Raw genomic sequence first — 21,891 nt, 5'->3', positions numbered from 1 at the left:
GCGGTGGAGGAACGACGAAAGGCACGGGTAGTCGTGATCGGCGCAGGCCAGGCCGGCCTGAGCAGCGCCTACTCCCTGCTGCGGAAGAACCTCGTGCCGCACCAGGACTTCGTGGTGCTCGACTCCAACGAGGGCCCAGGCGGTGCCTGGCGCCACCGTTGGCCCTCACTCACTTTCGATGCCGCACACGCCCTGCACGACCTCCCGGGCATGCCGCTCGGCACACCGGACCCGCAGGAGCCCGCCTCCAGCGTGGTGAGCCGCTACTACGCCCGATTCGAGGACCACTTCGACATTCCGGTCCTTCGACCGGCACAGGCCTCGGGCGTGCGGCGGGTGGACGGCGGGCTGGAGGTCACGGTCCGTGACGGCCGTTCCTGGCAGGCGGATGCCGTCATCAGCGCAACCGGCACATGGACGCGCCCCTACTGGCCGACCTACCCCGGGCGGGAGACGTTCACCGGGCAACAACTCCATACGAGGGACTTCCGTTCGGCCGGACACTTTTCGGGGCGTCGTGTCCTCGTGGTGGGCGGCGGCACCTCGGCGGTCCAGTTCCTGCTCCAGTTGGCGGAGGCCGGAGCGGACACCCTGTGGTCCACCAGAACACCGCCCCGCTTCACGCGGCGTGCGTTCGACCCCGAGTGGGGCCGCACCGTCGAGGCGGAAGTGAATACACGCACGAGGGCCGGCCTTCCGCCGTCGAGCGTCGTCTCGGCGACCGGCCTCCCACTGACACCCCGGTACCAGGCGGGGATCGACGCCGGGGTCCTCTCCTCGCGCGGCCCGCTGCAGCGCCTCACCGAGCGGGGCGTTATTTTTGCGGACGGCAGCGCCGAGGAGGCCGACGTCGTGCTGTGGGCCACCGGATTCCGTGCGGCGCTCGACCACCTTGCCCCACTCCGGCTGCGGGAGCCCGGCGGCGGCATCCGCATGGACGGTGTGAAAGTGCTCCGGGAGCCGCGCCTGTTCCTGGTGGGGTACGGCGCCTCGGCGTCCACCCTCGGGGCCACGCGCGCGGGCCGGGCCGCGGCGCTGGCTGCCATGGGCGGAATTGCCGGATCCCGGCTGCCGGTCGGCGCGGGTAACCTTGCGCTGTGACATCTCCCGTTGAAACCCGCTCGTATTCGCTCACCCTCTCATGCCCCGACCGGCCCGGAATCGTCCACGGCGTATCAGGGGCACTGGTGGCAGCCGGCGCCAACATCACCGAATCGCAGCAGTACGGAAGCCCGGATACCGGCACCTTCTTCCTGAGGGTCGCCTTCGTGACGAACGCCGACGAAGCGGTGCTGCGCGGCCACCTCACGGCCGTGGCGGAGGAATTCGGGATGGAGTTCTCGCTTGCTGCCGAGGGAGCCCGGACCCGCACCCTGATCCTGGTGTCGAAGGCTGCGCACTGCCTCAACGACCTTTTGTTCCAGCACAGGTCGGGCACCCTGCCGATCGATATCCCCGTCATCGTGTCCAACCATCCGGACCTCGCCGGACTCGCTGCCTTCTACGGGATCGAGTTCCACCACATCCCGGTCACCGCTTCCACCAAGGACGCCGCCGAGGAAGCCCTGAGGGCGCTCATCGGAGAACACTCCATCGAGCTCGTGGTCCTTGCGCGGTACATGCAGATCCTCAGCGACGAACTGTGCAGCGACCTCCGGGGCCGTGCCATCAACATCCACCACTCCTTCCTTCCCTCCTTCAAGGGCGCCCGCCCGTACCACCAGGCGCACACCCGGGGGGTCAAGCTGATCGGCGCCACGGCGCACTACGTCACCGGGGCCCTCGACGAGGGACCCATCATCGAGCAGGAAGTCACCCGCGTGGACCACGGCCGCACCGCCGGCCAGCTTGCGGAGATCGGGCGGGAGCTCGAGGGCCGCGCCCTTGTGCAGGCCGTGCAATGGCATGCCGAGCACCGCGTGCTGCTCGACGGAACCAGGACCATCGTTTTCAACTAGGCTGGCGCCATGGCATACGTGATTCCGATCAATGGCAAGACACCGCGCATCTCCGACTCAGCATTCGTGGCTCCCACCGCCTCCATCATCGGCGATGTCGTCCTCGAGCCCGGCTCGAGCGCCTTCTACGGAGTGACCATCCGCGCGGACACCTCCCCCATCCGCATCGGCGAAGGCAGCAATCTCCAGGACAACGTGGTGGTGCACGCCGACCCCGGTTTTCCTGCGATGATCGGCCGCGGCGTGAGCGTGGGGCATACGGCGGTGGTGCACGGCTGCACCATCGAGGACGAGTGCCTGATCGGCATGAGCGCCACCGTCATGAACGGAGCCGTGATCGGGAAGAACTCGCTGGTCGCGGCGGGAGCCCTCGTCCTCGAGGGGACGATCGTGCCGCCGCGCTCACTGGTGGCCGGAGTGCCGGCGAAGGTCCGCCGCGAACTCACGGACGACGAGGTCGCCGGGGTGAAGGACAACGCCGCAAGGTACCTCATCACCGCGGGGAAGCACCGGGATGCGTTAACTTCTTGACTACAACGGTGGCTTGGGGCACCCTTTAGTACATGCCCGTAGATGCCACCTCGCCGGCGAGGTACCCCTTTGGCGGCCTGCCGTCAAGGCCGGGTTCACAACCGGCACTTCGCGAACAGAACCAGCAGCGGATCATCCGGGCACTCGTCAGCAGCGGACCCCAGACCCAGGCGGAACTCGCCCGCCAGACAGGGCTCTCCACCGCAACGGTCTCCAACATCGTGAAGATCATGGCCCTCGGCGGATTGGTCAGTACGATGCCGACCACGAGTTCGGGGCGCCGTGCCCTGTCGGTCATCCTCAACGACAACGGCTCGGTGGCAGCCGGCATCGACATCGGCCGTCGTCACATCCGGGTGGTACTCGCCGGGCTCGACTACCGGGTGCTCCAGGAGGAATCGACGCCGCTACCCCTCGGCCATAGCGCCGCCCAGGGCGTCGAGGCAGCAGCGGATCTGCTGGGGAAACTCCTGGACCGGGGGCGGCTCGACCGCGCGGCGCTACTCGGTGCCGGCATCGGGATCCCCGGCCCGATCGACCGTCGGACCGGAACCGTGGTTCAGGGGGCCATCCTGCCCGAGTGGGTGGGCATCAACATCCGGGAAACGTTCGGCGAGCGGCTTCAAGTCCCCGTGTTCGTGGACAACGACGCCAATCTCGGAGCCCTTGCCCAGGTGGCGTGGGGCCCCCACAGCTCGGTGGACAACCTCATGTTCATGAAGATCGGTTCCGGGATCGGTGCCGGCCTCGTCCTCAACGGTGCGTTGTTCTACGGCAACGTGGGCATCACGGGCGAGCTCGGCCACACCACCATCAGCGAGCACGGCCTCGTGTGCCGCTGCGGGAACCGGGGGTGCCTCGAAACCGTCGCATCGACGTCCACCATGATCGAGCTGCTCAGCCGCGGCACCACCGACACGGTGAGCACGCAGGACATCGTCACCAGAGCCCTCACCGGCGACACCGCGACCCTGCGAGTGATCGACGACGCCGGCCTCGCCATCGGCCGGGCAGTCGCCCATGTGGCGAACCTCATCAATCCCGAACTGGTGGTGGTGGGCGGGCCGCTGACCGAGCTCGGCGAAATTCTGCTCCAGCCGATCCGCCGCGGGCTCCGCCGCCATGCCGTTCCGATCATCGGCGAAACCACGACGGTGCGCATGTCGTCCCTCGGGGATCGCGCGGAAGCGCTCGGAGGTGCCGCCGTCGTGCTCTCGCAACCCGACCTGACCACGCGGGCCCTCGCTCCCCTGTAACTTTTCCGTCTCGTTTGACGCTCCTTGCGTTCAAGCCTTGACGCCAAGACAATTAGTAGTGTTCAATTCTTTCGGGTCGAAGTTGGCCTGCACCAAGACGATGCTGTCACCGCGGAAGGCTGCCATGGACCACCACACCATCCTTGAGATGCGATCGATCACCAAGGAATTCCCAGGAGTCAAAGCCCTCTCCGAGGTGTCCCTGGAGGTGACCTCCGGCGAGATCCACGCGATCTGCGGCGAGAACGGCGCCGGAAAATCGACCCTCATGAAGGTCCTCTCAGGGCTATACCCCTACGGGGACTACCAGGGGCAGATCGTCTTCCAGGGCAAGGAGATGCAGTTCCGGGACATCCGGTCCAGCGAGGCAGCCGGGATCGTCATCATCCACCAGGAACTCGCGCTGATCCCGGAACTGTCGATTGCGGAGAACATCTTCCTCGGCAACGAACCCACCCGTTTCGGCGTGATCGACTGGGACAAGGTGAACCGCTCCGCCCTCGAGCTCCTGGCCCGCGTCGGCCTCAGCGAGGACCCCACCACCAAGATCAAGGACATCGGCGTCGGCAAGCAGCAACTCGTCGAAATCGCCAAGGCGCTCAGCAAGTCGGTGAAGCTGCTCATCCTCGACGAGCCCACGGCCGCACTCAACGAAGCCGATTCACAGCACCTGCTGGACCTCATGGCGGGCCTCCGCTCCAAGGGGATCTCCTGCATCATGATTTCCCACAAGCTCAACGAGATCGAGCAGATCGCCGATTCGATCACCATCATCCGCGACGGCAAATCCATCGAGACACTGCACGTGAAGAACGACGGCGTGGACGAGGACCGCATCATCCGCGGCATGGTGGGCCGGTCCCTGGAATCGCGTTTCCCCGACCACACACCCAAGATCGGGGAAACCTTCTTCGAAGTCCGCAACTGGACGGTGGGCCACCCCACCGTCGCGGACCGGATGGTGTGCAAGAACTCGAGCTTCGAGGTGAGGCGGGGCGAGATCGTCGGTTTCGCCGGCCTGATGGGCGCAGGGCGGACCGAGCTGGCGCGCTCCGTCTTCGGCCGCTCCTACGGCAACTTCAAGTCCGGTCAGATCTTCAAGGACGGCAAGGAAGTATCCCTGAAGTCCGTGCCGCAGGCGATCGAAGCCGGGCTCGCCTATGTCACGGAGGACCGGAAGTCGCTTGGGCTCAACCTCCTCGACGACATCAAGTCCACCACCGTCTCGGCGAATCTGCGGAAGATCACCCGCGGCCTGGTCGTAGACAAGGACGAGGAATTCAAGGTGGCCGAGGAGTACCGGAAGTCACTGAGGACCAAGACACCCAGCGTGAACGAGGGAGTCTCGAAACTGTCCGGGGGAAACCAGCAGAAGGTGGTGCTGGCGAAATGGATGTTCACCGATCCCGATCTGCTGATCCTCGACGAACCCACCCGCGGAATCGATGTCGGCGCCAAATACGAGATCTACGGCATCATCCAGAAACTCGCGGACCAGGGTAAGGGCGTCATCGTCATCTCCTCCGAGCTCCCCGAACTGCTTGGTCTCTCGGACCGCATCTACACCATCTTCGAGGGAGCGATCACCGGCGAGTTGACCCGAGGAGACGCCGACCAGGAATCCCTCATGAAACTCATGACCGCCAGCAGAAAATCCGCCTGACCGAACTCCCCAAGGACAATCGACATGGACTCACTCAAGAAACTGTTCGGCGGTAACACGCGCCAGTTCGGGATGATCTTCGCCCTGATCGCGCTGGTCATCTTCTTCCAATGGCAGACCGGCGGAAAAACGCTGACGTCCGCGAACATGATGAACCTCTTCAACGGCAACTCCTACATCCTCATCCTTGCCATCGGCATGGTCCTGGTCATCATCGCCGGGCACATCGACCTGTCGGTCGGATCCATCGCGGCGTTCGCCGGCATCGTGGTCGCCATCGCCATCCGGGACTGGGGCATCCCCTGGTACCTGGGCATCCTCGTCGGGCTGGCCCTCGGTGTCGTGATCGGGGCGTGGCAGGGTTTCTGGGTCGCCTACGTGGGCATACCCGCGTTCATCGTGACCCTGGCCGGCATGCTGCTGTTCCGCGGCGCCAACCAGTTCGTCGGCAAATCGAACACCGTTCCAGTGCCGCCCGAGTTCCAGTACATCGGGTCCGGGTACCTCCCCGAGGTCGGGCCGGTCACCGGCTACAACAACCTCACCCTGCTGATCGGTTTCGTCCTGGTGGCGTTCGTCATCTACAACGAGCTGAAGACCCGCCGCCGCCTCGAGCGCGTGGGCGCGGAAGTTCCGCCGATGGGCGTGTCCGTCCTCAAGATCGTGCTGGTCTCCGCCGCGATCCTGTACGCCACCTACCTCTTCGCCACCGGCCGCCCGGGCACCTCCTTCCCGGTACCGGGCCTCATCCTGGGCGTCCTCGTGATCGTCTACGGGTTCATCTCCAACAAGACCATCGCAGGCCGCCATGTCTACGCAGTGGGCGGGAACCGCCATGCGGCCGAGCTGTCAGGAGTCAAGAGCCGGCGCATCAACTTCCTGGTCATGATGAACATGTCCATCCTGGCCTCGCTCGCAGGAATGATCTTCGTCGGCCGCTCCACCGCCTCCGGCCCCTTCGACGGCGTGGGCTGGGAACTCGACGCGATCGCCGCCGTCTTCATCGGCGGAGCCGCGGTCACCGGCGGCGTCGGCACAGTGGTGGGGTCCATCATCGGCGGCCTCGTGATGGCCGTGCTCAACAACGGCCTGCAGCTACTGGGAATCGGCGCCGACATGACGCAGATCATCAAGGGCCTCGTGCTGCTGATCGCCGTCGCCTTCGATGTCTACAACAAGAGCCAGGGGAAGCCGTCCATCACCGGTCTTCTCACTCGGAACTTCGGAAATCGCTCCAAACCGGATGCTCCGAGCGAGGTCCGAAGCCCCGACAGTGAGCAAGCCGTCGGAACCAAGGAAGTCATTACCCACAATTCCTGACCGAATGGGCCCCCGTGCCCTCCCAACGCGGCGTCGCCGACGCCCGTCCTCAGCAAAATGCTAAAGAAAGAGAAATGGAATGCGCAACTTCGCAAAATCCTTTGCAACCATCGCCGCAATTTCAGCGCTGGCGCTGACCTCCTGCGGTCGTGAAGACCCGGGCACCGGAACCGAGGGCGGCGGCGAAGCGGCCGCCGGGTTCGAGGAAGGTGCCGCCATCGGCGTCGCGCTTCCCCAGAAGACCTCCGAGAACTGGGTGCTCGCCGAGACCCTGTTCAACGACGGCCTGACCGAGGCCGGGTACGAGCCCTCCGTACAGTTCGCCAACGGTGGTGTCTCGGAGCAGCAGAACCAGATCAGCTCGATGATCACCAACGGCGTCGAGGTCCTCGTGGTCGGCGCGATCGACGGCGCCCAGCTCGGCACCCAGCTGCAGCAGGCAGCAGACGCCGGCATCACCGTCATCGCCTACGACCGCCTGCTGACCAACACCGAGAACGTCGACTACTACGTGGCCTACGACAACTTCCAGGTCGGCGAGCTCCAGGGCCAGGCCCTGCTCGACGGAATGGCAGCAAAGGGTGAAGGACCGTACAACATCGAGCTGTTCGCCGGCTCCCCGGATGACGCGAACGCCCAGGTCTTCTTCGACGGCGCCATGAGCATCCTCCAGCCCAAGATCGACGACGGCACACTGAACGTCGTTTCAGGGCAGACCGAGTTCAACCAGGCTGTCACCCAGGGCTGGGAAGCCGGCAATGCGCAGACCCGCATGGACACACTCCTCACCGGTAACTACACCTCCGAGGATCTGCACGGCGTGCTCTCCCCCAACGACACGCTTGCCCGCGCCATCCTCACGTCGGTCAAGGCGAGCGGGAAGGAACTTCCCGTAGTCACCGGGCAGGACTCCGAGGTCGAATCGGTGAAGTCGATCATGGCGGACGAGCAGTACTCCACCATCAACAAGGACACCCGCGACCTCGTGGCGCACGCCATCACCATGGTCGAAGGGCTCGCGGCCGGCGAGGAACTCGAGATCAACGACAACGAGTCGTACGACAACGGTGTGAAGGTTGTCCCGGCGTACCTGCTCGAGCCCCAGATCGTCACGAAGGAGAACGCAGCAGACGCCTACGCCGACGATCCGACGCTCGCCGAACTGACCAAGTAACACCCCTCGAATGACGGCGCCCTCCTCGGGCGTACAGCCAGGAAGCTCCGGGCCGCACCTGCGGCCCGGAGCTTCCTGCATTCCCGCCGTCGCCGGGTGGACGGCCCGGAGCGGAGCGGCAAGGATGGAGGCATGTCGACTTCCCGCCTCGTACGTCCCCCATGCCTCGAACCGGGTGCCCCGGGCCCCACTGCAGCGACGGGGAGGCCTTTGCGTTGGGGCGTGGTCTCGACCGGCGGCATCGCGGCCAAGGTCACCGCCGATATCGCCCTGCTCGAAGATGCCGTCCTTTACGGGGTCAGTTCACGGAATGCCGGCAGCGCCGCGGAGTTCGCCGCACGCTTCGGCTTCGAGACGAGCCACTCCGACCAGGACGGGATACCCGGCTACCAGCACCTCTTCAACGATCCCCTCGTCGACGTCGTCTATGTCGCCACCCCTCACGGCCAGCACTACGAGGTGACGAAAGCGGCGCTGAACAGCGGGAAGCACGTTCTGTGCGAGAAGACCTTCACGATCAACGCGCGGGAAGCCGAAGAGCTCATCATCCTGGCCGGCGAGAAGAACCGATTCCTCATGGAGGCGGTGTGGACGCGGTTCCTGCCGAGCATCAACCGCGCCTGGGACATCATTCACTCCGGCGAGCTGGGCCGGATCGGATGGGTGCAGGCCGACCTCGGTTTCCCTGCCCCGGCCGACCCCTCGAGCCGGCTGTGGGATCCGCGAGCCGGCGGCGGCGCGCTGCTGGACCTTACCGTCTACCCCCTGACGTGGGCACTGGGGTCCCTCGGCTTTCCCTCGTCGGTGGCGGCCAGCGGAAGCCTCAACGACGACGGCGTCGATACCCAGAACGCCCTGACCCTCGGCTACGAGGGCGGGGCGCACGCGCAGCTGACGTCGTCGCTGGTGGCCTCCTGCCCGGGAACCGCGACGGTCTCCGGAAGCGGGGGGTGGCTCCGCACCGGCGGCGGGAACCTCCACAGCCCGGGCGAACTCGTCATCGGGCTGAACCGGGAGGAGCCGCACATCGAGACGTTCGAGGTGGTGGGCGGCGGCTACACCTACGAGCTGCGGGAGACCATGCGGTGTATCCAGTCCGGCCTGCTGGAGAGCCCGACCATGCCCCTGGCGGATACGCTCCAGACACTTCGGCTGCTCGACGGCGTGCGGGCGCAGCTCGGTCTGCGGTACGCGAACGATGCGGCGTAGCGCACTCCCTTCACCGGCCGACGAGGGTTACTGATCACCCCATCGACTGTTGCAGAGCACGTGGACTGCTGGCGGAAGCGGCCAGGTTCCCGGTTCATCGGGAGCTATTCGGCAAACGTGCGGACTGTGAGGACGGCGATTTCGCGGGCTTGGGCGATCGGGTCTTCGGGGCTGCCGCGGAGAAAGCTGGCGAGAGTTCCGTTATAGATGAGCAGAACAGCCGCAGCCAGCCGTTCCGCTTCAGCTCCGGCCAACGGTTCTGCGAGGGTCAGGAGACGTTGATTCAGCAAAGTGGTGTCGGCCCTCGTGAGGGCGGCTACCGCGTGCTTCGCGTCGGGGATCTCCACGGCGGTTGAGAGGAACGCGCACCATCGGGCGTCGGGCCGGCGCCCACGATAGAGCTCCAACGCATCGAAGATGGCCAGCAGCCGTTCCTGGTCCGATTCCGCGGACCGAATGGCTTCATCCCAGTACTCCTGCCAGATCTCGAGCCGCCGCGAGAGGCTTGCGGACAGCAGTCCGTCCTTGTTACCGAACTGCGCATAGAGGGTGGCAACAGAGACCCCCGCCCTGGCCAACACATCATCGACTCCAGTGTTGGTGATGCCGTTGAGGTAGAACAGTTCGTCGGCGGCATCGAGCAGCCGCTGCCTCGCCGATGGTGTCCCGGGTTGTGTTTTCATACCTCGAACTATAACGTTGGTTTTACTATAACGATGGTTCTAGCAAGGGGGACAAGTGCGAACTCGGCTGCCGTTCGTCATCAGTGCCACTGCCCTCATCGCCTCCACCTATGGCCTGACTCGTTTCGGTTACGGACTGTTCGTTCCGGCGTTCAGCGCTTCCTTCGACCTGACTCCCGCCGCTACCGGCACCATCTCCAGCGGCAGCTTCCTCACCTACTGCGTTGCGGCAGCCACTGCGTACCGGATGGCTGGTGCGCCGCGGTCGACTGTGCTTCTGGCCGGAGGAATCGCGTCCGCAGGCAGCATCGGTGTGGCGCTCTCCGGTTCCGCGATGGTGCTGGCGGTCGGCATGCTCATCGCCGGTGCCGGCGCCGGATTCGCCTCACCCGCCCTGGTCGTTCTGGTTCAGGAGAGAATCCCTTCCGCGGCTGCTGCGCGGGCTCAGGCAGTAGTCAACTCGGGAACAGGATTCGGGGTTGTCATGGCCGGCCCTCTTGCCCTCGTCCTGACCGATCAGTGGCGAACGGCTTGGTGGATCATCGCCGCCATCAATATTGCCGCCACCACTGCCGTACTGATCACCGGTCGGCAATCCACGGCAGCACGAACACGTGCCGTAGGACACGCGGCCTGTCGGCTCACCGATCTGGGACCGTTGCGTCTGATCGCAGTCGCCGCCTTGCTCGCGGGGATTTCCAGCGCCGCAGTGTGGACCTTCGGCCGGTCGCTGGTCACTGCGGAAGGGCAGATGGGCAACGTCCAGGCGACCGTTTTCTGGATCTGCCTGGGGGCGGCGGGCATCGCCGGCGCCTTCTCCGGCGATCTCGTCACCAGGTGGGGCCTGCGTACTGGATGGATCACCACAGCAGCACTGATGGGCCTGGCTACTCTTCTCATCGGCGCCTGGCCTTCCAACGTCCTGGCTGTATTCATCGGCGGCGCCGTGTTCGGCGGCAGCTACGTCGCGCTCAGCGGCGTTCTTATCGCCTGGGCCACTGAGGCAATCCCCGGACATGGCGCCGCGGGGACCGCAGCCTTGTTCATCACGCTGGCCCTCGGCCAGGCGGTCGGGGCACTGCTGATCGGCGCACTACTGGAGTTGACCAACCCGCTGTGGGCCTTCGCCATCGCCGCGGTCATCGCCGGCGCAAGCTTTCCCCCGGTCATCCACAGCACAAGACCCAGGCGACGAAACCCTCAGCCGGTTCATTGAGAATCCCGGCAACGGGAGGGGGCAACCTCCGCACGAAGTTGCGATCAACCGGCAGACGCACCGAGGCCGCCCCCGCGGGTGCAGGAGCGGCCTCAACTCAGGGCCGGTGAGGGCGGACCTCAGCCGAGGATCGCCGGCACTGGGTGCGGGAGCGGCCTCAGGGCCGGTATGGGCGGAACCTCAGCCGAGGATCGCCAGCACTTCCTGCAGCTTGACCGAGGGACGCATGACCGAAGCCACCTTGGCCACGTCCGGGTGGTAGTAGCCGGAGATGTCCACCGGTGAACCCTGCACGGCAAGGAGCTCTGCGACGATGGTTTCCTCGTTCGATGCCAGTGCTTCGGCCACCACGGAGAAGGCCTGTGCCAGGTCGGTGTCCTCGCTCTGCTCCGCGAGTTCCTGCGCCCAGTACTGGGCGAGGTAGAAGTGGCTGCCGCGGTTGTCGATCTCGCCGACCCGACGGCTGGGCGACTTGTTCTCCAGCAGGAACGTGCCGGTGGCGCGGTCCAGGGTGTCGGCGAGGATCTGTGCACGGGCATTGTCCGTCGTCGTCGCCAGGTGCTCGAAGCTCACGGCCAGCGCAAGGAACTCCCCGAGGCTGTCCCAGCGGAGGTGGTTCTCCCTCACGAACTGCTGGACATGCTTCGGCGCTGAACCGCCGGCGCCGGTCTCGAAAAGGCCCCCGCCGTTCATGAGGGGCACCACCGACAGCATCTTGGCGCTGGTGCCCAGCTCGAGGATCGGGAACAGGTCGGTGAGGTAGTCGCGCAGCACGTTGCCAGACACCGAGATGGTGTCCTCCCCCCTGCGGATCCGTTCCAGGGTGAAGGCCGTGGCATTTTCCGGCGTTCGAATGTCGATCTGCAGCCCCTCGGTATCGTGCTCTCCCAGGTACTCCCGGACCTTGGCGATGAGATTGGCGTCGTGGGCGCGCCCCTCGTCGAGCCAGAACACGGCGGGCATGCCCGACGCACGGGCGCGCGTGACGGCGAGCTTGACCCAGTCGCGGATGGGCAGGTCCTTGGTCTGGCAGGCCCGCCAGATGTCATTCGGCTGGACCTCGTGCTCGATGAGGACAGTTCCCGATCCGTCGAGCACCTGCACGGTGCCGGCGGCCTTTATTTCGAAGGTCTTGTCGTGGCTGCCGTATTCCTCGGCGGCCTGGGCCATCAGTCCGACGTTCGGGACTGTACCCATGGTGGTCGGGTCGAAGGCCCCGTTGGCGCGGCAGTCGTCGAGAACGGTCTGGTAGACACCCGCGTAGCTGCTGTCCGGGATGACGGCGAGGGTGTCCGCTTCCTCACCATCCGGACCCCACATGTGCCCGGAGCTGCGGATCATCGCGGGCATGGAGGCGTCCACGATGACATCGCTGGGGACGTGCAGATTGGTGATGCCCTTGTCGGAATCGACCATGGCCAGCTTCGGGCCGTCCGCCATGCCCTTCTCGATGGCGGCCTTGACGCCGTCGCGCACGTCGGCGGGCAGCGCATCGAGACCATTGAGGATGGACGCGAGCCCGTTGGTCGGGCTGAGGCCGGCAGCGGCCAACTGGTCGCCATAGGTAGCGAACAGTTCGGGCAGGAAGGCCTTCACCACATGGCCGAAGATGATCGGATCGGACACCTTCATCATGGTGGCCTTCAGATGGGCGGAGAACAGCACACCCTCCTGCTTGGCGCGGGCCACCTGCGCCGTCAGGAACTCATCGAGGGCAGCCGCGCGCAGCACCGTGCCGTCCACGACCTCTCCGGCAAGCACGTTGAAGGAGTCCTTCAGGACCGAGGTGTTGCCGTCGGCGTCGGTGAACTGGATCCGGAGGACGTCGTCGGCTTCGAGAACCACTGACTTCTCGTTCGAGCGGAAGTCGTCGGCGCCCATGGTGGCTACACGTGTCTTGGACTCCGGCGTCCACGCCCCCATGCTGTGGGGGTTCTGGCGGGCGAAGTTCTTCACCGAGGCGGGAGCACGGCGGTCCGAGTTGCCCTCACGCAGCACGGGATTGACGGCGCTGCCCTTGACCTTGTCGTAACGCGCCCGAACTTCCTTCTCCTCGTCGGTGGAGGGTGCATCGGGGTAGTCAGGCAGCGCGTAGCCCTGGCCCTGGAGCTCGGCGATCGCGGCCTTGAGCTGCGGAATCGACGCGCTGATATTGGGAAGCTTGATGATATTCGCTTCCAGGGTCTTCGCGAGGGCTCCGAGCTCGGCGAGCGCGTCGTCCATCTGCTGCTCTTCGGTGAGGCGGTCGCCGAAGAGGGAGATGATGCGGCCGGAGAGTGAGATGTCGCGGATTTCCACTTCCACGCCGGCGGTCGAAGCGAACGCCTCGACGATCGGCAGGAACGAATAGGTCGCCAGCATGGGCGCTTCGTCGGTGTGGGTATAGATGATCTTGGCCATTGGGCGTCTCCCTGGGTCTTCGAATGATGTGGATTTCGGGGTGTCCCGTCGGCTCTAACCTACCCGAGGGGACCGGTGGCACTAGTGGAAGAAGTGCCGGGCGCCGGTGAAATACATGGTCACTCCCGCTGCGTTCGCGGCGTCGACGACCTCGGAGTCACGTACCGACCCACCCGGCTGGACGACCGCGCGCACTCCGGCGTCGAGCAGGATCTGCAGGCCGTCCGCGAACGGGAAGAAGGCGTCCGACGCCGCGACGGCACCGCGTGCCCGCTCACCGCTGCCGAGCGTGTTGGCCCGCTCGACGGCGAGGCGGCACGAGTCGAGCCGGTTGACCTGGCCCATGCCGACACCGACCGACGCCCCGCCGCTGGCCAGGAGGATCGCGTTCGATTTCGCCGCGCGGCACGCTTTCCAGGCGAAGGTGAGGTCGGCAAGGGTGGCCTCGTCCGCCGCAGCGCCTGCGGCGAGGGTCCAGTTGGCGGGGTCGTCGCCGTCGGCGTCGAGCGTGTCCACCATCTGCAGCAGGACGCCGCCGGACACCTGGCGCATCTCGGCGGGGTCGCGGCGGTAGCCCTCGGGAAGGACGAGCAGCCGGATGTTCTTCTTCGTGCTGAGGATCTCGAGGGCGGCCGGCGCGAACGACGGCGCGATGACCACCTCGGTGAAGATGTCCTTCACCGCGTTGGCCATGCCCGCGGTGACCTCGCGGTTGGCCGCGACGACTCCCCCGAACGCTGACACCGGATCGCAGGCATGGGCTTTGGCATGGGCGTCGGTGATGGCATCCTCGGCGTCGTGCGAGGCGACGGCGACGCCGCACGGGTTGGCGTGCTTGACCACGGCGACGGCCGGTTCGTCGAAGTCGAAGGCCGCGCGGAGGGCGGCGTCGGCGTCCACGAAGTTGTTGTAGCTCATAGCCTTGCCGTGCAGCTGGTCCGCCTGGGCGATCCCCGGCGTTGCTGCTTTCTCGACGTAGAGGGCCGCCTGCTGGTGTGGGTTCTCGCCGTAGCGCAGCACCTCCGACCGCTCCAGCGCCAGGCCAGCGTACGCGGGCCAGGCGTTGCCGTCGTCGGTGCCGTCCCCGAACTGGGCTGCGGTCCAGGAGGCGACGGCGGTGTCGTACGCGGCGGTGTGCGCGAAGGCGAGCGCGGCAAGCCGGCGTCGGGCGTCGAGGTCGAACCCGCCCCCGGCTGCGGCCGCCACGACGTCGTCGTAGCGTGCCGGATCGACGACGACGGCGACCGACGGGTGGTTCTTCGCTGCCGAGCGGACCATCGCGGGGCCGCCGATGTCGATCTGCTCGACGACGTCGTCCTGCCCGGCCCCCGACTGCACGGTCTGCACGAACGGGTAGAGATTGACGACGACGAGGTCGAAGGGCTCGACGCCAAGCTCGGTGAGCTGGTCCACGTGCTCCTGCCGGCGCCGGTCCGCGAGGATCCCGGCGTGCACCTTCGGGTGGAGGGTCTTGACGCGCCCGTCGAGGCACTCCTGGAACCCCGTGACCTCGGCGACCTCGGTGACCGGCACCCCGACGGCGGCGATGCGCTGCGCTGTGGATCCGGTGGATACGATCGCCACTCCGGCGCGGTTCAGTCCCAGCGCCAGCTCCTCCAGTCCCGTCTTGTCGAACACCGAGATCAGTGCTCGGCGAATGGGAACGCGGTCAAGGTGGGTCAGGGACACGCAAATCTCCGTCTGGTCTTCGGGATGGGGCCGTCCCAAGTCTATAGCGGCCCGAATCGGGTGCGCACGAAGAACCGGTTCCGGGCAGGAAAATCGTTCCTTCTGCGCGCTGGATGACACCCCGGCCGTAAAGAACACTGCCGGTAAAATCAGGGAACGGTAAGGTGTTCCAGGCATCGAGCCCGTCCAGGAAGGCACCGTGAGCACGCACACCGAACTACCCACCGGCGATCAGGTGGTCCAGGACCTTCCGTGGCGCTGGCGCGTCCAGGGCAGGATCTTTCTCATCGGCGGCCTCGGCTTCATGTTCGACGCCTGGGACGTCACCCTCAACGGGTACCTGATCCCGCTGCTGTCGGACCACTGGGATCTGACCCGGGGGGAAGCCGCCTGGGTAGGAACTGCGAACCTCATCGGCATGGCGGTGGGGGCGTTCGCCTGGGGGTCCATCGCCGACATCATCGGCCGGAAGACGGCGTTCACCGCGACCCTGCTGATCTTCTCGGTCTTCACCGTGCTCGGCGCGTTCTCTCCTGACTTCCTCTGGTTCTGCGCCTTCCGGTTCCTGGCCGGCTTCGGCCTGGGCGGTTGCATTCCGGTCGACTACGCACTCGTGGGTGAGTTCACGCCCCGGAAGCAACGGGGCCGGGTGCTGACGGCGATGGACGCGTGGTGGCCCATCGGAGCTTTCCTCTGCGGTATCGTGACCACGCTGCTGGTGGCCCGGTTCGACTGGCGCGCGGCGATGCTGGTGATGGTGATTCCCGCCCTGCTCGTGTTCTGGGTGCGGCGCTCGGTTCCGGAATCGCCCCTGTACCTCGTGCAGCGCGGGCGCACCCGCGAGGCCGAGGCCGTCATCAACGACCTCATCGACCGGACCGGCGGGACCCGGACCGCCTGGCGGTTGCCGGAGCCCGGCGAGGCGCCGAAGCTCTCCATCGGCAGCATGTCCGGGCAGCTGACCGGGTTGTGGCGGTTCAACTGGCGCATCACCCTGACCGCCTGGAGCCTGTTCTTCACCATCCTGCTCGTGTACTACGGAGCCCTGACCTGGATGCCGAAGATCCTCATCGATTCGGGCTACCCCCAGTCCGTGGCTTTCCTCACCACGGCGGTCACCACGGGTATGGGCCTCTTCGGCGTCATCGCCGCGGCCCTGCTGGTGGAGCGGGTAGGACGCAAGTGGATCCTCGCGGTCTCCGGCCCGCTGTCCGCCGTCGTGCTGGTGATCTTCGCCCTCACCCTCGACCTGCCGGTGGTGGCGACGGCATGGCTGCTCGTCTTCAACTTCACCATCCAGGTAGCCATCCCGGTGCTGTACACCTACGTCTCCGAGCTGTATCCCACCGAGCTGCGGGGCAGCGGTTTCGGCTGGGCCTCGACGGTGTCCCGGGTGGGGGCGGGCTTCGTGCCGCTGATCTTCGGCGCGCTGCTGTGGCCCTACCTGGGACTGCCGCTGACCTTCGCGATCACGGGATCCCTGGTCCTCGGAGCGGTCCTGTTCATGGCGAGGAACGCACCGGAGACCAAGGGAGCCAAGCTGCCCTAGTTGTACTGACCTGCGCTGCAGGAACGACTCCCGCGCCGGTTCGGACCGGCCTGAAAGTCGCTTCCAGCGCAGCAGCCGCTCCGGTGCGGCCGACATCGCACCAGAGCCGCTCCGGAACGAATTCCTAGGCCTGCGGCAGCTCGGCGTCGGGCGTCTCCTCGAGCGAGGTGACGGTCCACCTGCCGTCGGCATGGACGACGACGACGGTGTACGTGGTGCCCCCAGGAGTGAAGGGCCGCTGTTCCTGGACGTCGCCGCCCTCCGAGAACTCGGTGTAGGCGCCCGGATTGACGGTGACCAGGGCCGTGACATCGGCACCATCCACCACCTCGTCTTCGGGCGTGGTGACGAAGACGTCAGTGACCTTCGGCTGGCCTCCGAGCACCCACCCGCCGTCGGCGTAGATCGCTTCGAGGTCCTTTGCGGCGTCGAGCTCTGCATCGGCCCCGTCCACGTTCTCGAGCATCGGAGCAGTGTCCCCCGTCTGCAGCGCGTAGGACTTGAGGTCGAAATAGTGGAACAGGAAAGCCCGCGCACCCTCCGCAGTGCCTTCCCCGGAGAGTTCATTCGTTGCGGGCTGCACGATATTTGCTGCAGCAGCGCTCGAGCTCGCCGGCGAGGGAGTGGCCTGGGGCGCTGATTCCGGCTCCGCAGCAGTACCGCACGCGGACAGCGCCACGAGTGAAAGCGCGGCGATTGCCGCGGTCCTGGTGAAATTCATTGATCTTCCCAACAACTGGATAGGGGCGGCGCCTTCGAGAGTGGACGCTGGTATGCCCGGGCGATGTTCGCCCCGCCAAGCCTAACCGTAGCCCTAAGCAACTTCCTTCACCTGCGGTGTGAACTGGGACACCCTACAGCCAGTGGTTCCGCCGGAACGTCCAGTAGAGTCCGCCACCCATCGCCGCCATGAGCAGCAGCGCAAAGGGATACCCGAGCGCCCAGTGCAGCTCGGGCATGACGTCGAAGTTCATCCCGTACACGGAAGCGATCAGGGTGGGCGCGAAAAGGATCGCGGCCCACGACGAGATGCGCTTCACCTCCTCGTTCTGTGCAAGTGAGGTTTCGGTGAGGCGGGTCATCTCCTCGTTCTGGCGCTGGGCCACGAGCGTCGAGTGGACGGTCAACGCGTTCTGCAGCAGCGCCCGGAAAGTATCGACCCGTTCCACGACACGGATCACGTGGTCCCGCACGTCCCCCATCCGGCTGACCAGCCCGGGATCGAGCCGGTACTTCTCCGACCCCCGCTGCAGGGATTCGACCATGGACTGCAGCGGGTGCGTGGCGCGCTGGAATTCGATGACCTCCCGGTGCAGCTCGTAGATGCGGCGTGACACGTCCGGGTCTCCCCCGAACAGCTCGTTCTCGATCTCATCGATGTCATTCTCGAGCCCCTGCACCACGGGCTCGTACTCATCCACCACTTCATCGAGGATCGCGTACAGGACGGCCTGCGGTCCCAGCGCCAGCAGCTCGGGGCTTTCCTCCATGCGCCGCCGCACGTTGCCGAGATTCGGTGATTCTGCGTGCCGGACCGTCACCACGAAGTCGGCACCGATGAAAACATGGAGCTCACCGAATTCCACCTTCTCCTCTGCATCGAGATAGCGCGCCGGGCGGAGCACGACGAAGAGCGTGTCCTCGTAGCGCTCGAGCTTGGCGCGCTGGTGTCCGTTGGTGGCGTCCTCGACGGCCAGCTCATGAAGGTTGAGCTCCTGCGCAACCGCCGCGATCTCTCCCGAGAGGGGCCGGTACAGGCCGATCCAGCCCATCCCGCCCCGATCCCGCATGAGTTCGAAGGTCTGGTCGAGGTTCTTCGGGTCCAGGCGCCGCCTGCCGTCCACATAGACGGCGTTGGCCACTAGTGCCACGTCAACGGTCCTTCGCAGCGAGTTGCCGGAGCGTGTCGATCAATAGCCGGCGCTCCTCGACCTTGATGCGTTCGTGGAGGGTTTCCTCGGTGTCGTCCGGGAGCACGGGCACCGCCGCCTGGGCGAGGATGGGCCCGGTGTCCACACCGGCGTCGGCGATCATGACGGTGCAGCCCGAGACCTTCACGCCGTAGGCGAGTGCATCGCGCACCCCGTGGGCGCCCGGGAAGCTCGGGAGGAGCGCCGGGTGCGTGTTGAGGTAGCGGCTGGGGAAGGAATCGAGGAAACCCTGGCCGACGATCCGCATGAAGCCCGAGGAAACCACGTAGTCGGGCTCGTGGGCCAGGACGGCGGTGGTCAGCGCGTCGTTCCAGCCCGCGCGGTCGGGGTGGGACTTGAAGTCCACGACGAAGGTGCTGATCCCCGCGTCGGCCGCACGCTGCACTCCGTAGGTGCCGGGTCGGTCGGCACCGACCGCCGCGATACCGACGTCGAGCGCTCCCGAGGAAACGGCGTCGATCACGGCCTGAAGATTGGATCCGGTGCCCGATACCAGGACGACTATACGCATGGCACCACCTTAGGTGCGCCGTCGCCTAGGGTTAAACCCATGAAAGACGTCGAACACCCAGAGCGCCCTGCACCGCCGCCGCAGGATCCGGACCAGCGGGACGTTCCCCACCCGGGCAGTGCGATGGGCCCGACGTACTCCGGCACCGACGGCGGAAAACAGCCGGACGGCGGCGGAAAACGTCCGGACGGCGGCCCGAGGCGCTCACGCTCAGGCGACGGCGACGGCGACGGCGACCCGACGAAAGCCGACGGTGGTGGCCCGCAGCGCCCCGGCGACCCGCCGAAAGGAACCCGCTCGCTCCTGACCTGGTTCATGGCCGCACTGCTCGCGGCGCTCATAGGGAGCAGCCTGATGCTGCCGTGGAAGGTGCTCGGCCTGGTCTTCGGGATTGCGGCCCTGGTCCTCGGAATCGTCGCGCTGGTCCGGACCGGCAGGACGAAGCTGCCCGGGCTCGTACGGGTGAGCACCATAGCCGGCCTTGCTGCTGCCCTTTTCCTGGTGATCGGCACCGGTGCCTCGGTGCTGCTGTGGCCCATCACGGAGACCTACGAGGACTGCATGGGCACGGCCCTGACCATCCAGGCCGAGCGGACGTGCGAGGACGGACTACGTAACCTCGACGGACTGCTGACGCCGAACTGACAGCCGACAGACCTGGACCAGCGCCGATCCGGCCCCGGTCAACTTCCTGACTTCCGGGCCACCGGTCGCCGCGACTCCCGCTCCAGCAGGGGGCTGAACGCATACCCCGCAATCGCCCCGACGCCGACTTCCGCGGCAAGCAGCAGGCCCACCAGCAGCGGATCCGGTCCGAGGTCGGTGAGGCGGCCGAGGCCGAGCGAAGCACTCGACAGCAGGGCGAGCATCGCTCCCCCGATGCCGGCGGTGAGGCCCACCAGGAGTCCCATCACCAGCGTCGACACCGCCGCCGTCAGCCAGCGGCGGCTGGACTGCAGCAGGAGCCATTCGTCGAGATGGTTCTCGCCCTCGCGGAAGAACCACCAGCCCGCGAGCAGCCCGGCCACCACGGGAATGGCGAGGGCGGCATACCCGTAATCGAGTTCACCGGCGGGCAGCGCCCCCAACACCGGGAAGGCCGGCAGCGGACCCACCGATGTCGTGAAGGGGCTCAGGGAGCTTCCGGTACCGAGGGCGAAGCCTGCTCCCGAGGACCACGACATGGCCCACAACACCAGGTTGGGGAAAAAGCCCAGCTGGAGGATCGTGAGCACCGAGGAACCGGCGATACCGGCGTCGAGCCGCTCGTAGATGGCTGCGATTTCCGCCCAGTGGATCCCCAGCGTGACCGCGAGGAGCAGCGCGGACAGGCCTGCGGCAGCGACCAGGGCGAGGAACGCCGACCGGAGAACGGAGAGCGCGTAGGACCCGGCCCACCGCGAGTGCTGGCTGCTGCGCGAAATCCAGGATGCAAGGTCCACCCCCACGAGCCTGCTCCACGCGCCTGCTTCTTTGTAGGCGCCGGTCACGATGCCGAGACCGGCCGACAGTGGTGGGATCAGTGCACCCGCGATGAGCGACGCCGTGGCTTCCTCATTGCTCGCGAAATACGCGGTGGCCATGCCTGCCACGGCATACATGCCGAGGCCCCCCAGCAGCGCCTGCCATAGCTGGTCCGTGTACGACGCCCGTGCAAGCCGCCGCCCGGCACGCCATGCAAGCAGGAAGGGAAGAAGAGCGAGCCCGAGAGGCACGACGGAGAAGAGCCCCGACGTCGGATCGGCCTCCCCTGCCCCCGGTGGAAAGGAGAGCACCAGCGGCACCCCGTGCATCACGAGCCAGCCCTGTCCGGCGAGCTGGGCTGCTGATTCCGCCGACCGTTCGGCGAAGCCACCGGTCAGCCACACGGCGAGGACGGGAACCAGGACCAGCACGGCTGAAAGGACGGCGGCCTGGCCAAGCTCGAATACCCCCTGCAGCCACAGTGGCATGGGAAGTGCGCCTGGTTTTCGGGGAGGGAGTTTCATCCCTTCAATGGTGCCACCGGAGAACGCCGTGCGCGTTATGCGACGCGGCGCGGGAGCCTACGCGGTGAGGTCGATGATGCCGCGAACGGTCGCCAGGCCGGCCCCGATGAACGCGATGACCACGACTGCGAACCGTGCGTGGTGGTCGTGGACGAACCGTGACAGCTTCTCACCGGCGAAGATCCCCCCCACGATGACAGCTCCGATCGCCCCCCACATCCAGGGCTCGAGGGCAGGTGCCTGGGAGGGATCGAGGCTCAGCTTGGTGACCAGGGTCACGATGCCGATCACCGCGAAGAAGGGCTGCAGCGTGGCAGCGAAGGGCCGTTGTGGCCAGCGGGACAACAGTGCATAGGCACTTACCGCGGGACCTCCTACGCCCGCCATGGAGTTGGTGAGCCCCGCAGCGAACCCTGCAACGGCCTTCGGCGCATTGCCACTGACCACGATGTCGGATCGCTGCAGGACGAGCGACACGGTCAGCGCCACGAGGACGATGCCGCCGACGGTCACCGACAGCGGCGCCGAGGGAACCACGACGGCAAGGTAGGAGCCCGGCAGCGACCCGAGAAGGGAGGGAAAGACCAGCCAGCGGAACATGTTCCAGTCGATATCGCGCCACACCCGCCCGATGATCAGCGTGGATGAGACGACTCCGCAGATATTCACCATCAGGACCCCGGTGTGGGGTCCGAGGATCAGCACCAGGAACGGAGCCACCAGCAAGGCGAATCCCAGCCCTGCTATCCGCTGGGCGATGGCTCCGAGAAGGATGGCGGCCAGCACGATGAAGAAAACTCCGAGTGTCACCCT

General features: G+C 66.4%; 19 protein-coding genes. 11 read left to right on the top strand and 8 right to left on the bottom strand.

All coding sequences use genetic code 11. The features are described from left to right. Positions 1-3 precede the first annotated feature (3 nt). The 8 genes from IWX75_RS07965 to IWX75_RS07930 all read left to right on the top strand — a co-directional run bounded on the left by IWX75_RS07965 (position 4) and on the right by IWX75_RS07930 (position 9,111). Positions 4-1,101 carry an NAD(P)-binding domain-containing protein gene (locus IWX75_RS07965; RefSeq protein ID WP_334684179.1) on the top strand — a complete coding sequence of 366 codons (1,098 nt, stop codon included), beginning with the start codon at positions 4-6 and terminating at the stop codon, positions 1,099-1,101. Next, entirely contained in the window at positions 1,098-1,958 is an 861-nt protein-coding gene (purU, locus tag IWX75_RS07960; protein WP_196821699.1) for a formyltetrahydrofolate deformylase, read from the top strand. The genes IWX75_RS07965 and purU overlap by 4 nt, the downstream gene beginning before the upstream one ends. A gap of 9 nt (positions 1,959-1,967) precedes the next feature. Then, positions 1,968-2,489, top strand: a complete 522-nt coding sequence (locus IWX75_RS07955; protein ID WP_196821698.1) for a gamma carbonic anhydrase family protein — start codon at positions 1,968-1,970, stop codon at positions 2,487-2,489. A 32-nt stretch (positions 2,490-2,521) separates the two neighbouring features. Beyond that, complete coding sequence (locus tag IWX75_RS07950) at positions 2,522-3,745, top strand: ROK family transcriptional regulator (RefSeq protein ID WP_196821697.1); 1,224 nt, start codon at positions 2,522-2,524, stop codon at positions 3,743-3,745. A 124-nt stretch (positions 3,746-3,869) separates the two neighbouring features. Further along, positions 3,870-5,408 carry a multiple monosaccharide ABC transporter ATP-binding protein gene (gene mmsA / locus IWX75_RS07945; RefSeq protein WP_196821807.1) on the top strand — a complete coding sequence of 513 codons (1,539 nt, stop codon included), beginning with the start codon at positions 3,870-3,872 and terminating at the stop codon, positions 5,406-5,408. A 24-nt stretch (positions 5,409-5,432) separates the two neighbouring features. After that, positions 5,433-6,728, top strand: a complete 1,296-nt coding sequence (gene mmsB, locus IWX75_RS07940) for a multiple monosaccharide ABC transporter permease (protein WP_196821696.1) — start codon at positions 5,433-5,435, stop codon at positions 6,726-6,728. Between the two features lie 79 nt (positions 6,729-6,807). Continuing rightward, on the top strand, positions 6,808-7,902 hold the full coding sequence (locus IWX75_RS07935) for a substrate-binding domain-containing protein (RefSeq protein WP_196821695.1): 1,095 nt from the start codon (positions 6,808-6,810) through the stop codon (positions 7,900-7,902). A 132-nt stretch (positions 7,903-8,034) separates the two neighbouring features. After that, entirely contained in the window at positions 8,035-9,111 is a 1,077-nt protein-coding gene (locus IWX75_RS07930) for a Gfo/Idh/MocA family protein (RefSeq protein ID WP_196821694.1), read from the top strand. Positions 9,112-9,215: 104 nt separating this feature from the next. Here the strand turns inward: IWX75_RS07930 and IWX75_RS07925 are convergent, their stop codons facing one another. Next, positions 9,216-9,794 (bottom strand): TetR/AcrR family transcriptional regulator, encoded by a 579-nt coding sequence (locus tag IWX75_RS07925; RefSeq protein ID WP_196821693.1) that lies wholly within the window; start codon positions 9,792-9,794, stop codon positions 9,216-9,218. 55 nt (positions 9,795-9,849) lie between these two features. Between IWX75_RS07925 and IWX75_RS07920 the strand changes: the two genes are divergently transcribed. Beyond that, positions 9,850-11,010, top strand: a complete 1,161-nt coding sequence (locus IWX75_RS07920) for an MFS transporter (RefSeq protein ID WP_196821692.1) — start codon at positions 9,850-9,852, stop codon at positions 11,008-11,010. Positions 11,011-11,190: 180 nt separating this feature from the next. Here IWX75_RS07920 and IWX75_RS07915 read toward each other — a convergent pair whose 3' ends face one another. Both IWX75_RS07915 and purH read right to left on the bottom strand, forming a co-directional pair. Further along, positions 11,191-13,410, bottom strand: a complete 2,220-nt coding sequence (locus IWX75_RS07915) for an NADP-dependent isocitrate dehydrogenase (protein WP_196821691.1) — start codon at positions 13,408-13,410, stop codon at positions 11,191-11,193. Positions 13,411-13,491: 81 nt separating this feature from the next. Then, positions 13,492-15,099 (bottom strand): bifunctional phosphoribosylaminoimidazolecarboxamide formyltransferase/IMP cyclohydrolase, encoded by a 1,608-nt coding sequence (purH, locus tag IWX75_RS07910; RefSeq protein ID WP_196821690.1) that lies wholly within the window; start codon positions 15,097-15,099, stop codon positions 13,492-13,494. 199 nt (positions 15,100-15,298) lie between these two features. Here purH and IWX75_RS07905 point away from each other — a divergent pair, with 199 nt between their 5' ends. Then, on the top strand, positions 15,299-16,648 hold the full coding sequence (locus IWX75_RS07905) for an MFS transporter (RefSeq protein ID WP_196821689.1): 1,350 nt from the start codon (positions 15,299-15,301) through the stop codon (positions 16,646-16,648). 124 nt (positions 16,649-16,772) lie between these two features. On the opposite strand, the gene IWX75_RS07900 is transcribed toward IWX75_RS07905, so the two are convergent. From IWX75_RS07900 to purN, 3 genes are all read right to left on the bottom strand, one after another. Further along, complete coding sequence (locus IWX75_RS07900) at positions 16,773-17,369, bottom strand: DUF6318 family protein (RefSeq protein WP_196821688.1); 597 nt, start codon at positions 17,367-17,369, stop codon at positions 16,773-16,775. 133 nt (positions 17,370-17,502) lie between these two features. Further along, positions 17,503-18,519, bottom strand: a complete 1,017-nt coding sequence (locus IWX75_RS07895; protein ID WP_196821687.1) for a magnesium and cobalt transport protein CorA — start codon at positions 18,517-18,519, stop codon at positions 17,503-17,505. Between the two features lies 1 nt (position 18,520). Beyond that, entirely contained in the window at positions 18,521-19,090 is a 570-nt protein-coding gene (gene purN / locus IWX75_RS07890; RefSeq protein ID WP_196821686.1) for a phosphoribosylglycinamide formyltransferase, read from the bottom strand. A 39-nt stretch (positions 19,091-19,129) separates the two neighbouring features. On the opposite strand from purN, the gene IWX75_RS07885 reads away from it, so the two are divergent. Further along, positions 19,130-19,735 (top strand): hypothetical protein, encoded by a 606-nt coding sequence (locus IWX75_RS07885; RefSeq protein ID WP_196821685.1) that lies wholly within the window; start codon positions 19,130-19,132, stop codon positions 19,733-19,735. A 38-nt stretch (positions 19,736-19,773) separates the two neighbouring features. Here IWX75_RS07885 and IWX75_RS07880 read toward each other — a convergent pair whose 3' ends face one another. Together IWX75_RS07880 and IWX75_RS07875 are read right to left on the bottom strand one after the other, a co-directional pair. Further along, positions 19,774-21,078 carry a cell division protein PerM gene (locus IWX75_RS07880; RefSeq protein ID WP_196821684.1) on the bottom strand — a complete coding sequence of 435 codons (1,305 nt, stop codon included), beginning with the start codon at positions 21,076-21,078 and terminating at the stop codon, positions 19,774-19,776. 57 nt (positions 21,079-21,135) lie between these two features. Next, complete coding sequence (locus IWX75_RS07875; RefSeq protein ID WP_334684178.1) at positions 21,136-21,888, bottom strand: sulfite exporter TauE/SafE family protein; 753 nt, start codon at positions 21,886-21,888, stop codon at positions 21,136-21,138. Between the last annotated feature and the right edge of the window lie 3 nt (positions 21,889-21,891).

Origin of the sequence: Arthrobacter sp. CAN_A6, from assembly GCF_015751715.1 — a bacterium.
GTDB lineage: Bacteria > Actinomycetota > Actinomycetes > Actinomycetales > Micrococcaceae > Arthrobacter_D.
This window is presented reverse-complemented; position numbering and strand designations above follow the sequence as displayed.